The organism is uncultured Paracoccus sp. (assembly GCF_945915435.1).
GTDB lineage: Bacteria > Pseudomonadota > Alphaproteobacteria > Rhodobacterales > Rhodobacteraceae > Paracoccus.
Window position 1 is genome coordinate 12,904 of record NZ_CAMEFG010000029.1, and the last position, 12,763, is coordinate 25,666.

The 12,763-nt window shown below is 66.1% G+C and carries 12 protein-coding genes; 8 read left to right on the forward strand and 4 right to left on the reverse strand.

The genetic code is table 11. From position 1 onward, the window contains the following. Positions 1-102 precede the first annotated feature (102 nt). The 7 genes from Q0O97_RS10910 (at position 103) to Q0O97_RS10940 (ending at position 7,225) form a co-directional block, all read left to right on the forward strand. Positions 103-861 (forward strand): SDR family NAD(P)-dependent oxidoreductase, encoded by a 759-nt coding sequence (locus Q0O97_RS10910; protein WP_294928776.1) that lies wholly within the window; start codon positions 103-105, stop codon positions 859-861. Between the two features lie 39 nt (positions 862-900). After that, complete coding sequence (locus Q0O97_RS10915) at positions 901-1,413, forward strand: TRAP transporter small permease (protein ID WP_294928779.1); 513 nt, start codon at positions 901-903, stop codon at positions 1,411-1,413. Positions 1,414-1,422: 9 nt separating this feature from the next. Continuing rightward, on the forward strand, positions 1,423-2,727 hold the full coding sequence (locus Q0O97_RS10920) for a TRAP transporter large permease subunit (protein WP_294928782.1): 1,305 nt from the start codon (positions 1,423-1,425) through the stop codon (positions 2,725-2,727). A 57-nt stretch (positions 2,728-2,784) separates the two neighbouring features. Beyond that, positions 2,785-3,900, forward strand: coding sequence for a C4-dicarboxylate TRAP transporter substrate-binding protein (locus tag Q0O97_RS10925; RefSeq protein ID WP_294928785.1), 1,116 nt, complete (start codon positions 2,785-2,787; stop codon positions 3,898-3,900). A gap of 97 nt (positions 3,901-3,997) precedes the next feature. After that, complete coding sequence (locus Q0O97_RS10930) at positions 3,998-4,729, forward strand: SDR family NAD(P)-dependent oxidoreductase (RefSeq protein WP_294928788.1); 732 nt, start codon at positions 3,998-4,000, stop codon at positions 4,727-4,729. An 11-nt stretch (positions 4,730-4,740) separates the two neighbouring features. Beyond that, positions 4,741-5,529, forward strand: coding sequence for an SDR family oxidoreductase (locus Q0O97_RS10935; RefSeq protein WP_294928791.1), 789 nt, complete (start codon positions 4,741-4,743; stop codon positions 5,527-5,529). Beyond that, positions 5,516-7,225, forward strand: a complete 1,710-nt coding sequence (locus Q0O97_RS10940) for an FAD-dependent oxidoreductase (RefSeq protein WP_294928794.1) — start codon at positions 5,516-5,518, stop codon at positions 7,223-7,225. The genes Q0O97_RS10935 and Q0O97_RS10940 overlap by 14 nt, the downstream gene beginning before the upstream one ends. Positions 7,226-7,264: 39 nt before the next feature. Here Q0O97_RS10940 and maiA read toward each other — a convergent pair whose 3' ends face one another. The 4 genes from maiA to Q0O97_RS10960 all read right to left on the reverse strand — a co-directional run bounded on the left by maiA (position 7,265) and on the right by Q0O97_RS10960 (position 11,210). Further along, positions 7,265-7,963 carry a maleylacetoacetate isomerase gene (gene maiA, locus Q0O97_RS10945; RefSeq protein WP_294928796.1) on the reverse strand — a complete coding sequence of 233 codons (699 nt, stop codon included), beginning with the start codon at positions 7,961-7,963 and terminating at the stop codon, positions 7,265-7,267. Positions 7,964-7,965: 2 nt separating this feature from the next. Beyond that, on the reverse strand, positions 7,966-9,168 hold the full coding sequence (fahA, locus tag Q0O97_RS10950; protein ID WP_294928800.1) for a fumarylacetoacetase: 1,203 nt from the start codon (positions 9,166-9,168) through the stop codon (positions 7,966-7,968). 71 nt (positions 9,169-9,239) lie between these two features. Next, a complete protein-coding gene (gene hmgA, locus Q0O97_RS10955; RefSeq protein ID WP_294928802.1) occupies positions 9,240-10,619 on the reverse strand; it encodes a homogentisate 1,2-dioxygenase in 1,380 nt (459 codons plus the stop codon). A 99-nt stretch (positions 10,620-10,718) separates the two neighbouring features. Continuing rightward, positions 10,719-11,210: a MarR family transcriptional regulator gene (locus Q0O97_RS10960; RefSeq protein WP_294928805.1), complete on the reverse strand. Its 492-nt coding sequence runs from the start codon at positions 11,208-11,210 to the stop codon at positions 10,719-10,721. 264 nt (positions 11,211-11,474) lie between these two features. Here Q0O97_RS10960 and Q0O97_RS10965 point away from each other — a divergent pair, with 264 nt between their 5' ends. Continuing rightward, positions 11,475-12,686 (forward strand): OpgC domain-containing protein, encoded by a 1,212-nt coding sequence (locus Q0O97_RS10965; protein WP_294928808.1) that lies wholly within the window; start codon positions 11,475-11,477, stop codon positions 12,684-12,686. Positions 12,687-12,763 lie beyond the last annotated feature (77 nt).

The following is a 12,763-nucleotide window of genomic DNA, read 5'->3' on the forward strand; positions in this document are numbered from 1 at the left end:
TCCAAGAATGTATCCATATATGCAAGTTTCTGCAAAAACATTTTGCATGTGTCTAAGAAATGTGTTCATTACATTGGTAACGAAATGGAAGGGATGCTCGATATGGGTGAAGTCGTGCTGGTTACAGGCGCCGCCGGAGGGATCGGGAAAGCCGTATGCCAACGTCTGGCGCAGGACGGTTTCAGCGTTCTGGCCGCCGATCTGTCGGCTGATTCGGCGCAGCGGGTGGTGGATGCCCTGCCGGGGCAGGGACATCGGGCGATCGCGCTGGACGTGGCCAGCGAGGAAGGCGTCGCGGCTGCCTTTTCCGAGGCCCAATCGCTGGGCGCACCTGTCGATCACGTGGTGGCCGCGGCGGGCATCCTGCTTTTCGCCGCCAATGGCGAGCGCCCGCCGATCACCGAGATCGCGCTGAAGGACTGGCAGCTTACGCAGGACGTGAACTCGACCGGCACCTTTCTGCTGCTGCGCGAATACCTGCGGCTGGCCACGCGCCGGAAAACGGGCGGGGGGCGCTTCGTGGGCTTTTCCTCGGTCGCGGCGCAACTGGGCGGCTATCGGTCAAGCTCGGCCTATATCGCCTCGAAGGGGGCGGTCATGGCGCTGATCAAGGCGGGCGCGCGCGAGGCGGCGCCACTGGGCGTCACCGTCAACGCGGTCGCGCCGGGGCTGATCGACGCGCCGATGCTGCGCCAGTCGCTGGCGCCTGAAAACGACGCGCGGATCGCGGAGAACATTCCGCTGAACCGCATCGGCACGCCCGAGGATGTCGCCGGCGCCGTCGCGTTCCTGATGGGGCGGGACGCGGGCTATGTCACCGGCGCGGTGATCGACGTCAACGGCGGCTATCGGATGCAATAGCGCCCGGCGCCATTCGACAACTGAAGAAGGGGGGAGGAGATGCGCGCAACGAGATACCTGATCCACGCGCTTGGCATGGTGGCCGGGTTGGCGGTCTGCCTGATGATGCTGCATGTCGTGGCCGACGTGGCGGGCAAGTATCTGCTGCACAGGCCCGTGCCCAGCACCGCCGAGGTCGTGGCGAATTATTACATGATCGCTTGCGTCTTTCTTTCGCTGGCCTATGTCGAGGCGCGGGGAACGGCGATCTCGGTCGATCTGGTCTATGAAAAGGTCGGCCCCGCCGCGCAATGGTGGATGCGCAAGGCCGGACAGGTCGTCAGCCTGCTCTTTTACACGGGTCTGGGCTGGATTTCCTGGGGCGTGGCCGTGCGGGCCTGGCGGATCAACGAAACCATGGACGGGCTGTGGCGCGTCACGGTCTGGCCCGCGAAGTTTCTTCTGCCGCTGGGCATGGCGATCGCCTGCCTGATCCTGCTGGTCAAGATCTTCGGCGGCGATACCGGCGACGCCGAACAAGGCGCCGAACACGACCAGCCGCACGGCCTCTGAGGGATGGACATGGAACGTATCGAGATCGGATTCATCGGCATCGCCGTCATGCTGGGGTTGATCGGCATTCGCGTGCCCATCGGCGCGGCGATGGGCGGCACCGCCTTCGTGGGTATCTGGGCGATGATGGGCTGGAACCCGGCCGTCGGCATCGCAAGGGCCATCCCCTTCAACCTGATCGGGGACTGGAACCTGTCGGCCATCCCCATGTTCCTGCTGATGGGTTTCTTCGCCGTCGAGGCGGGGCTGACCAAGGGCCTGTTCGGCGCCGCGCGCGTGCTGCTGACGTGGCTGCCGGGCGGGCTTGCCTCGTCCACGGTGGTGGCCTCGGGGCTGTTCGCCTCGGCCTCGGGGTCGTCGGTGGCGACGGCGGCGGCCTTCGCCCGCATCGCATCGCCCGAGATGCTGCGCGCCGGATATGACAAGGGGCTTGCGACCGGAAGCGTCGCCGCCGCGGGAACGCTGGGCGCGCTGATCCCGCCTTCGGTGCTGATGATCGTCTTTGGCATCATCCTAAACACCCCCATCAACACGCTTTTCATCGCCGGAATCCTGCCGGGCATCCTGACGGCGGTGATGTTCATCGGGCTGATCACGGTGCGCTGCATGCTCAATCCCGGTCTTGCGCCGCGCGTGAAGGTCGAGGTCACACCCGAGGAAAAGCGCGCCCTGATCGCCGATGCCTGGCCCCTGCCGGTGCTGATCGCGGGCGTCATGGGCGGCATCTTCGCCGGGGTCGTGACCGCGACCGAGGCCGGGGCCGCAGGGGCGTTCCTCGCGCTGTGTCTGGCCCTGCTGCGCGGACGGATGAGCTTCGCAATCTTCAGGAACTCGCTTTTCGCGACTGCCGCCGCGACCGCCGAGATCTTCGTGGTGATCCTTGGCGCGGCGCTCTTCTCGCGCTTCGTGGGGCTGGCCACGATCCCGACCTGGATCATCGGCGCCTTCGACGGTTTCGAGACATGGCAGATCCTGCTGTTCATCTGCATCCTGTTCATCGTAATGGGGGCGTTCCTGGAATCGATCTCGATCATGCTGCTGACGTTGCCGGTCCTGGGTCCGCTGCTGGCCGCCCATGACGTGAACCTGATCTGGTTCGGCATCATCGTCGTGAAGCTGCTTGAAATCGGGCTGGTCACGCCGCCGATGGGCATGAACGTCTTCGTCATCAAATCCGCGCTGGGCAGCCGGGTCCGCCTGGGCGAGATCTTCCGCGGCGCGACATGGTTCATCGTGATCGACCTGGTCACGCTGGCCCTGCTGCTGTTCTTCCCGATCATCACGCTGTGGCTGCCGGGACTGATGCAGAACTAGACCGGCCGCGCATCGCGGCCGCCCCCCGATTCATCTGGTCAAAAAGGGAGAACGACCATGAGGAAATACCTTCTGTCCGCCGTTTCGCTGCTTGCTTTCGCAACGGCGCCGCAGGCCGCGGATTACCTGGCATCGACATGGCTGGAGCCTGGCCATATCCTGACCAAGGACGCCTATGTGCCCTACCTCGAAGACATCGCCGAGGCGACCGGCGGAGAGGTGAGTTTCGAGCTTTACACCTCAAGCTCGTTGCTGCCGCCCACGACGACGCTCAGCGGCGTGGGTGATGGCGTTGCCCAGCTTGGGCTGGTCGCGGCGTCCTATACGCCCTCGGAACTGCCGCTGTCGGGCATGATCAACGACCTGGCCTTTACCGCGACCGATCCGATGGCGACCGCGCTGGCCTTCACCGAGATCGCGATGACCAACCCGCGTTTCCAGGAAGAATACACCCAGCATAACACCGTGGTTCTGGGCGCCTATTCGACCCCCGTTTATCTGTTCGCCTGCATGATGGATATCGTCAGCACCGACGATATCCGCGGCAAGAAGATCCGCACGGCGGGGACGGCCCAGAACGAATGGATCATCTCGCTTGGTGCGGTGCCTGTCTCGGTGCCCAGCCCGGATATCTATTCGGGGCTGGAACGCGGCTCGATCGACTGCACGCTGGGCGATGCGACCAACCTTGAAAACGGCCCCAAATTCGGCGAGGTCACGCGCTCGTTGACGATGCTGGATCAGGGCACCTCCCTGGGTGTGACCTATGTTTTCAACCAGGATTTCTGGACCGATATCGGTCCCGAGGCACGGCGGCAGATCCTGGACGTCACGGCCAGGGCGGTGGCGCTGAAGCAGATCAGCTATGAAGAGGCCGCCAGCGATGCGCTGGACAAGACCCGTGCGCGCGGCACCGCCATCAATGAGCCGGACCAGTCGCTGGTCGATGCGCTTGAGGCGTTCCGCGCCACCGTCGTCGAGACCTTCCCCAAGCGCACCGAGGCCGAACGCAGGGTCTCCGACCCGACGGAAATTGCGCAGGAGTTCCTGGCTCTTCAAGAAAAATGGGGTGGCCTGCTGGCCGATATCGACCGCAACGATCCCGACGCGCTGGCCGAGCTGATCCATGCGGAAATCTACGCCAAGGTGGATGAAAACGCCTACGGGCTTTGATCCGGGACCTGTCCGGGGCGCGGAAAACGCCCCGGACAGGCCGATCCGGCCATCCCCGGCGGGATGGCTTTGCAATCGACAGTGAAGGCAAGACAGAATGTCCACCATGCAATCCGCCATCGTCACCGGCGCCGGGTCCGGCATCGGACGCGCCATCGCGCGCCGCCTTGCCGAAGAAGGCCACGCCGTCGTCGTCGCCGACCGCTCGGCCGAAGGGGCTGGCGAAACCCTGCGCCTGCTGACCGAAGCCGGCCACACGGCCCGCACCGAGGTCCTGGATATCACCGACCCGGCCGCCACCCAGGCGCTGATCGACCGCACCCCGAACCTGCGGGTTCTGGTCAATAACGCGGGCATCTTCGACACCTGCGATTTCGATGCGCTGACCGCCGGCGACTTCCGCAGGATGTATGAGGTCAACCTGGTGGCGATGTTCACCCTGTGCCAGCAGGCGGCCCGCGTGCTGCCCGAAGGGGGGCGGATCGTCAACCTGGCCTCGCGCGCGGCCTTCGGGGCGCGGAACTATGCCCATTACGTCGCGTCCAAGGCCGGGGTGGCGGGCTTTACCAAGGCGCTGGCGCTGGAACTGGCCGAACGGCAGATCACCGTCAACGCCGTAGCCCCCGGCGTCATCGCCACCGACATGCTGCTGGAGCGCGCCGAGGGGCTGGATGGGCTGCGCGCCCAGCAGCCCACCGGCAAGCTGGGCTGCCCCGAAGATATCGCCCATGCCGTCGCATTCTTTGCCGACCCCCGCGCCGCATTCGTCACCGGACAGGTGCTGATCGTCGATGGCGGTCGGTCGGTCGGCGGCACGGCCGCTTTTTGATGGAGATGAACATGACACTCGAACCCAGCAATCTTGAGGGGCGCAGCGCGGTCGTGACCGGGGCGGGGCAGGGCATCGGCGCCGCCATCGCCGAGGCGCTGCTGGCCGCCGGGGCCAATGTCGTCGCGGTGGACCGCGAGGCCGCCGGGATCGCGGCGCTGGCCGAACGGCAGGGCGTGACCGCCGTTCAGGGCGACGTGACCGATACGGGCCTGCCCGACCGGATCGGCGCGGCGCTGGACGGGGCCGGGCTGCGGCTGGATATCCTGGTCAACAACGCCGGGGTGGCGCGCGGCGCCCATGCGCTCGACACCAGCGACGAGGACGTGGCGCGCTATTTCGATATCAACGTGCTGGGCCTGTTCCGCCTGTCGCGCTGGGCGGTGGGGCGGATGATGCGCAGCGGCGGCGGGGCCATCGTCAACACGGCGTCGATCTTCGGACTGATCGGCGCGCAGAATTCCTGCGGCTATTCGGCATCGAAAGCGGCGGTGATCGGGCTGACGCGGCAGATGGCCACGGATTTCGGCCCCAACGGCATCCGGGTGAACGCGGTCGCGCCCGGCCTGATCGAGACGCCGCTGACGGCCGAGCGTATCCGCACCGAAGAGTGGCGCCGCCACCAGATGATCGACGGCGCCCCCCTGCGCCGCGCCGGCCTGCCCCAGGATGTGGCGCGGGCGGTCCGCTTCCTTGCGTCCGACGAGGCGTCCTTCATCACCGGGCAGGTGCTGGCGGTGGACGGCGGCTGGGCGATGGGCCGCTATCCGCGGCAAGAGGCGATCCATGCGCAAGCCTGACAACCCGGACCTGCCGGAAAGCTGCGATCTTCTGATCGTGGGATCAGGCGCGGCGGGGATGGCGGCGGCCATCTCGGCCCGCCACCACGGGTTGAACCCGGTCATCATCGAGAAATCCGACCTCTTCGGCGGCTCGACCGCCGTATCGGGCGGCGCGATCTGGGTGCCCTGCAACCCGATCGCCGCCGCTGCGGGGATCGAGGACAGCCGCGATGCCGCGCGCCGTTACATACAGGGCGAAACCGGCAATCTGTTCAACGCCGAAATGGTGGATGCCTTTCTGGACAAGGGGCCGGAAGCGATCGGTTTCTTCCATGAACGGACCGCGCTGAAAATGTCCTGCCGGGTGGTTTCGCCCGACTATCACTCGGACGCCGATGGCGCGACCGAGGGCGGGCGGGCGCTGGATGCGCTGGATTACGATGGCCGCAAGCTGGGCGCGCAACTTTACCGGATGCGGCCGCCGATCCCGGATTTCACCATCCTGGGCGGGATGCCGCTGGGGCGGCCCGATATCTTTCACTTCCTGCGCATGACCCGCTCGGCCAGATCGGCGCTATACGCGGTGAAGGTGGTCGCGAAATACCTGCGCGACCGCGTGGCCTGGGGCCGCAATACCCGGCTGGTGATGGGCGCCGCCGTGTCGGGGCGCCTGGCCGAGACGGTGTTTGCGCTGAACATCCCCCTTTGCACCGGCCATGAGCTGACCGGCCTGATCCGGGACGAGGCGGGCCGCGTGACCGGCGCCGAGGTCAAGGGACCGAAGGGCCTGCGCCGCGTCACCGCCCGCCGCGGCGTGGTGCTGGCCGCCGGGGGCTATCCCCATGACAGCGCCCGCCGCGCGGCCAGCTTCGACCATGTCCGGCGCGGCCTGCCGCATTATTCGATGTCCCCCACCAGCGGAACCGGGGGGGCGATCGCCGCCGCCGAAGCAATCGGCGCGGGTTTCGTCGATACCAACGCCAATGGTGGATTCTGGACGCCGGTTTCGCTTTTGCCCAACCCCGACGGCTCGGTCCGGCCGTTCCCGCACCTGTTTCTGGACCGCGCCAAGCCGGGGGTGATCGCGGTCGGCCATGACGGGCGGCGCTTCGTCAACGAGGCGTCGAGCTATCACGACTTCGTGCAGGGCCTGATCGCCAAGCTGCTGGCCGAGGGGCAGCGTTCCGCCTGGCTGATCGCCGATCATCGCGCGATCCGCCGCTATGGGCTGGGCGCGGTCCATGCCTTGCCGGCGCCGATAGGCAGGCATCTGGCCAGTGGCTATCTCAAGCGCGGCGCGACGCCTGATGACCTGGCCCGGCAATGTGGAATCGCGCCCGATGCGCTGGCGCACACGCTGGCCGGTTTCAACGATACGGCGGCGCGCGGCGAGGATCCGGCCTTCGGCAAAGGCTCGACCAGCTACCAGCGTTACCTGGGCGACGCCGAAAACCGCCCCAACCCCTGCCTGCGCCCGTTGGAGGGGCCGCTTTACGCCGTCGAGATCTTCCCCGGCGATATCGGCACCTCGATGGGGCTGGACGTGAATGCGGCGGGGCAGGTCAGGGATCGTCAGGGACAGGTCATTCCCGGCCTTTTCGCCTGCGGCAACGACATCAACTCGATCATGTCGGGCGCCTATCCGGGACCGGGCATCACGCTGGGTCCGGCGCTGACCTTCGGCTATGTCATCGGCCAGACGGCGGCGGGCTGACATTCGGCGCCGGGCGGTTTCCCGTCCGGCGCAATGCGATCAGCCCGCGACCGCCGCCCGCGCCTTGGGCGCGAAGCGGTCGGGATGGGCCGCCTGAAAGGCGGGATGAGCCTCGCAGGACCGTGCCACGGCGCTGATCCGGGGCAGATGCGCAAAGCCCACCCCCCAACGGTCGGCGTTGTAAAGCTGCGGGACCAGCGCGCAATCGGCCAGACCGGGGCGGTCGCCATGACAGAACTTGCCCGCAAACCCCGGATGATCCAGCAATTTCTCGAACGCGGCCAGCCCGTGGGCGATATTGTCGCGGTTCCAGTCGGCGCGGGCCTGGGGTCCGGCCAGCGCCTCGACCCGCGACAGGACGGCAAGGTTCGACACCGGATGGATCTCGCAGGCGACGGCCAGCGCCAGCGTCCGGACATGGGCGCGCGCGGCGGGATCGGCGGGGATGAGCGACGGTGCGGGCCGGGTCTCGTCCAGATATTCGACGATCGCCAGCGATTGGGTCAGCACAAGCCCGTCGATCTCCAGCACCGGGACCAGGCCTTGCGGGTTCAGGCCAAGATGCGCGCTGCCGCGCTGCTCGCCGGCCACGAGGTTGACCGGCACCCGCCGGTAAGCGATGCCCTTCAGCGCCAACGCGATGCGCACCCGGTAGGATGCGGTGGATCGCCAGTAATCGTGCAGGATCACCTGCCCCCCCTGCGGCGCGGCGCCCGCAGGGTTCGCTGTTTCGGCCATGTTCATTCCACCGCCGGCAGGATGCGCCCGGCGCAGGGACCGAAGCCGATGCGATAGCCTGCGCCCTGCGCATGGGCGAACAGCCCGATCTCGTCGCCATCCTCGATGAAGGTGCGGGGCTGGCCGTTCACCGTGACCGGCACCTTGCCGCCCTGCGTCATCTCCAGAAGCGCGCCGGTCTGGTCCGGCGACGGCCCCGAGATCGTGCCCGATCCCAGCAGGTCGCCGACCCGCATCGGACAGCCCGATTGCGTATGATGCGCCAGTTGCTGGGCGCTGGAATAGTACATGACGTTGTAATTCGTCCGCCCCATCACCTGGCCGTTCATGGTCCAGCCGATTTCCAGATCGTAGAAGCCGGGCCGGTCCTCGCGCAGATAGGGCAGCAGGGGGTTCACCCGCTCGGCCCCTTCGCAGCGAAACGGCTCCAGCGCGGCCTGCGTCACCACCCAGGCGCCGATGGTGGTGCCAAGCGCCTTGGACTGGAACGGCCCCAGCGGCTGGTATTCCCAGGCCTGGATGTCGCGCGCCGACCAGTCGTTGAGCAGCACATAGCCGAAGATCATCCCCTCGGCATCCTCGACGCCGATCCGCGCGCCCATCGCACTGTCGGCGCCGACGATGGCGCCCAGTTCCAGTTCAAGGTCCAGGCGGCGGCAGGCGGCCCATTCGGGACCGCTCTCGCCCTTGACCTGCCCCATCGGGCGGCGGATCGCCGTGCCCGACACGACGACCGAGGACGCCCGGCCATTATAGCCGATCGGCATATGCGTCCATTGCGGCGGCAGCGCATTTTCCGGGCCGCGAAACAGCACGCCCACGTTGAAGGCATGGTTCTTCGAGGCATAGAAATCGGTGAATTCGGTGACCCGGATCGGCAGGCGCATGTCCGCCCCGGCCATCGCAACCAGCGGCAGGGTCCTGTCGCCGTCCTCGGCCAGAAGCGCGGTCAGCCGGGCGCGGATCCCGTCCCATTTCGCCCGGCCAAGCGCCATGAAATCATTGAGCCGGGGCTGCGCGAAACTCCCCCCCGCGTCCAGCAATCCGCGCGCCTCGCACTCTGCCAGGTCCAGGATCATGTCGCCGATGGCCACGCCGCAGCGCGGCGCATCGCCGGTCGAAAACACCCCATAGGGCAGGTTGTTCAGGGGAAAGGGGCAATCGGGCCGATTGGCGCTTTCCACCCAGGAACGGATCAGGGCCATGTCTGGCTTTCCTTCTTCATCATGCAAATACCCTCGGGGGTCCGGGGGTGAAACCCCCGGCCTTGGGAGGATCACTTCACGCCGGGCGTTCCGTCGAACTTCTTTTCAAGCTGGTTCCAGACCTCGATATATTCCTCTTGCATCGGGGCCTCGCGCGCGGCGAATTCGGTCAGGTGCTGGGGGAAACGGGTCTCGAACATGAAGGACATGGTGTTGTCCAGCTTCTCGGGCTTCAGATCGGCGTTGCTGGCGCCTTCGAAGGCGGCGCGGTCGGGACCGTGGGGCAGCATGCAGTTGTGCAGGCTGATGCCGCCGGGCATGAAGCCTTCGGGCTTGGCGTCATACTGGCCGTAGATATTGCCCATCAGCTCGGACATGATGTTCTTGTGATACCACGGCGGGCGGAAGGAATGCTCGGCCACCATCCAGCGTTCGCGGAACAGCACGAAGTCGATATTGGCCGTGCCCTCCTGCCCCGAAGGGGCGGTCAGCACGGTGAAGATCGACGGGTCGGGGTGATCGAACAGGATCGCGCCCACCGGCGAATAGGTCCGCAGGTCGTATTTGTAGGCGCAATAATTGCCGTGCCAGGCCACCACGTCCAGGGGCGAGTGGTCGATCCAGGTTTCGTGGAACTGGCCGCACCACTTGATGACGACGCGCGAACGGGTCTCGCGATCCTCGAAGGCCGCAACCGGGCATTTGAAGTCGCGCGGGTTGGCAAGGCAGTTCGCGCCGATGGGACCACGGCCGGGCAGGTCGAACTTCTGCCCGTAATTCTCGCAGACGAAACCCCGGCAGGGGCCTTCCAGCACCTCGACGCGGTAGACCAGACCGCGCGGGATGATGGCGATTTCCTTCGGCTCAAGGTCGATGATGCCAAGCTCGGTGCAAAAGCGCAGCTTGCCCTCTTGCGGGACGACCAGCAATTCGCTGTCGGCGGAAAAGAAATATTCGTCCTGCATCGACTGCGTGACCAGGTAGACATGGCTGGCCATGCCGACCTGGATGTTCACGTCGCCCGCCGTGGTGATGCTGCGCATCCCGGTGATCCAGGTCAGATCCTGATCCGGGACCGGGATCGGGTCCCAGCGATACTGGCCCAGCGACATGATGTTCTGCCGGTTCGGATCATGGGGCAGGATGTTCGGCGCGGTCTTCCAATAGGGCACGTCGATGGGCTTGAAACGGCCCGTGTGATGGACCGAGGGGCGGATGCGATAGCACCAGGTCCGTTCGTTCTGCCCGCGCGGCGCGGTGAAGGCGGTGCCTGACAACTGCTCGGCATAAAGGCCGTATGCGCATTTCTGGGGGCTGTTCTGGCCTTGCGGCAGCGCGCCCGGCAGCGCCTCGGTCTCGAAGTCGTTGCCGAAGCCGGGCATGTAGCCCTCATGCGTGCCGGTGGCGCCCGAGGCGCGGATCATCCCGCGCGGCAGGTCGTGCGTGGTCATGACGATTACTCCGATCCACAACTTGTTTCCGTTGAAATGAATATTCATTGCAACGGCAACGATGTCAAGGACCGATGCCGTGGGGCAGGGCGCGCGGCGCTATTCCGCCCGATCCGCGCCGTCGCCGGGACGGGGATGGCTTTGCGCGCCCGGATCCTCGCGGGGGGTGCTGGCGATGGCCTGGTCCAGCGCGGCGATGCCGCGAAACAGCGCCTCGCGGTCGGCCTCGGGCATGGCGGCAAGGATTTCGGTTGCGCGCGCCTCGACCTCGCGGAAGGCGCGGCTGAACAGCTCGCGGCCCTTTTGCGTGATGCGGTAGACGCGCAACCGGCGGTCCGAACCGGGGATCGAGCGCAGGATCAGCCCCTTTGCTTCCAGCCGCGAGGCGGCGCGGCTGACCTGCACCTTGTCCAGCGAGGTCCGCTGCGGAATTTGCAGCGAATTGAGTTCGCCCGCATCCTCAAGCAGGAACAGCAGCCGCCATTCCTCGCGCGAAAGCCCGTAGGTCCGCCCGTAGACGGCCACCAACTGGCGCGAGAATGCCTCGGCGGTGATGGCGATGCGATAGGGAAAGAAGGACTCGATGTTCATGGCTGGCTTCCGGCGCGGCAAAAAGTTTCAACTGTAATGGAATCCGTGATGGCGGATGCCTATGGCAAAGGTCAAGCGAATCCGGGCCTTTCACCGCATTGCCTGTTGCAGAATGGTCCTGCCCCGGACGGTGCAGGGGACGGGACGGCCCGCGCCGATACAGGCGGGAAATGGCCGCTTTCGTGCGCTGAACGGATCGTGATGCGCCCGGCGGGCCGGCCTTGGGTTATTCCTGCGATCCCGCAACGGCATCGAAAGGGAACCATGCAGCGGCTGGAGATACTGGACGGCATGCGGGGATATTTCCTCGTCTTCATGATGCTGAACCACCTGACATTCGCGGGCGGCTATCTGCTGGTGAAGATCAACCACGGAGAGCTGGGATTCGTGCAGGACGCGCAAGGCTTCGTGTTCCTGTCGGGGCTGCTGGTCGGCATGGTCTATGCCCGGCGGATGCTGCGGGACGGCTACGGGGCGGGTGCGCGCAAGATCCGTGCGCGGGCGTGGGAGATCTATCGCTACGCCGCCGGTTCCCTGCTGGCAATCATGGCCCTTGGCCTGATCCTGAAAGGCTCGGCCACCTATTGGGAGCCGTGGCTGTGGAACCTTTCCAGCCACGACCCCGCCTATGCCATCGCGTCGCTGTTGCTGCTGTTCCAGCCGACCTACATGGATATCCTGCCGCAATATATCATCTACATGCTGGTGTCGCCGCCGCTGGTCTGGCTGTGCGTCACCGGGCGCTGGATGTGGGTCGCGGCTTTTTCCGCCGTGCTGTGGGTCGGCGTCCAGCTTGGCCTGCATTACCCGCTGGCCGACGGCGCGCGGCATGTGCTGGACCTGGTCCATGACGGCAGGTTGCTGCGCACGGCCTTCAACGTGCTTGCCTGGCAGGTTGTCTTCATGTCCGGGCTGGTGCTTGGCGCGCTGACGGCGGCTGAACGGATCGACTGGGGCAAGGTCTTCGACCCTCGCAGCACCGCCCTGGCCTGGGCGGCATTTACGCTGGTCCTGTTCTTCATGGCCATCCGCCTGGGCTTTACCTTCGGTCTCATGCCCGAGGAAATGGGCCAGAAGTTCAGAAGCCTCGACAGCAGGGTCGAGTTCAGCTTCGTCTATCTGGCGAACTTCATGGCGACGGGATACCTGGTCGCCTGGATGGTGATGGCGGGGTCGCGCGCGCAAAACGGCATCGTGCGGGCGATTGGCAAGGGAATGCGCTGGATCTTCGACCTGCCCTTCCTGCGGCTGCTCGGGCGGCATTCGCTGCATGTCTATGTCTGGCATGTGATCGTGATCTACCTGCTGAAGGGCTTTGAATATCATCATGGTCCCTTCGACGAATGGACCAAGACCGCCATCGCGCTTCTGGCGATCGCCTCGCTGGCCATCCCCGCCCTTTACCGAGAGCGGACGAGCCTGTGGGGCAAATCCCTTCCGGCGCGCCGGCAAGCCGATGAGGTCCGGCGCCGCTGACGCCCCCTTCGGTTTCCGCCGGGGCTGGCCGTCACGCGAGGGGGATGACGCGCGTTTCCGGGGGACCGCGCCGCACC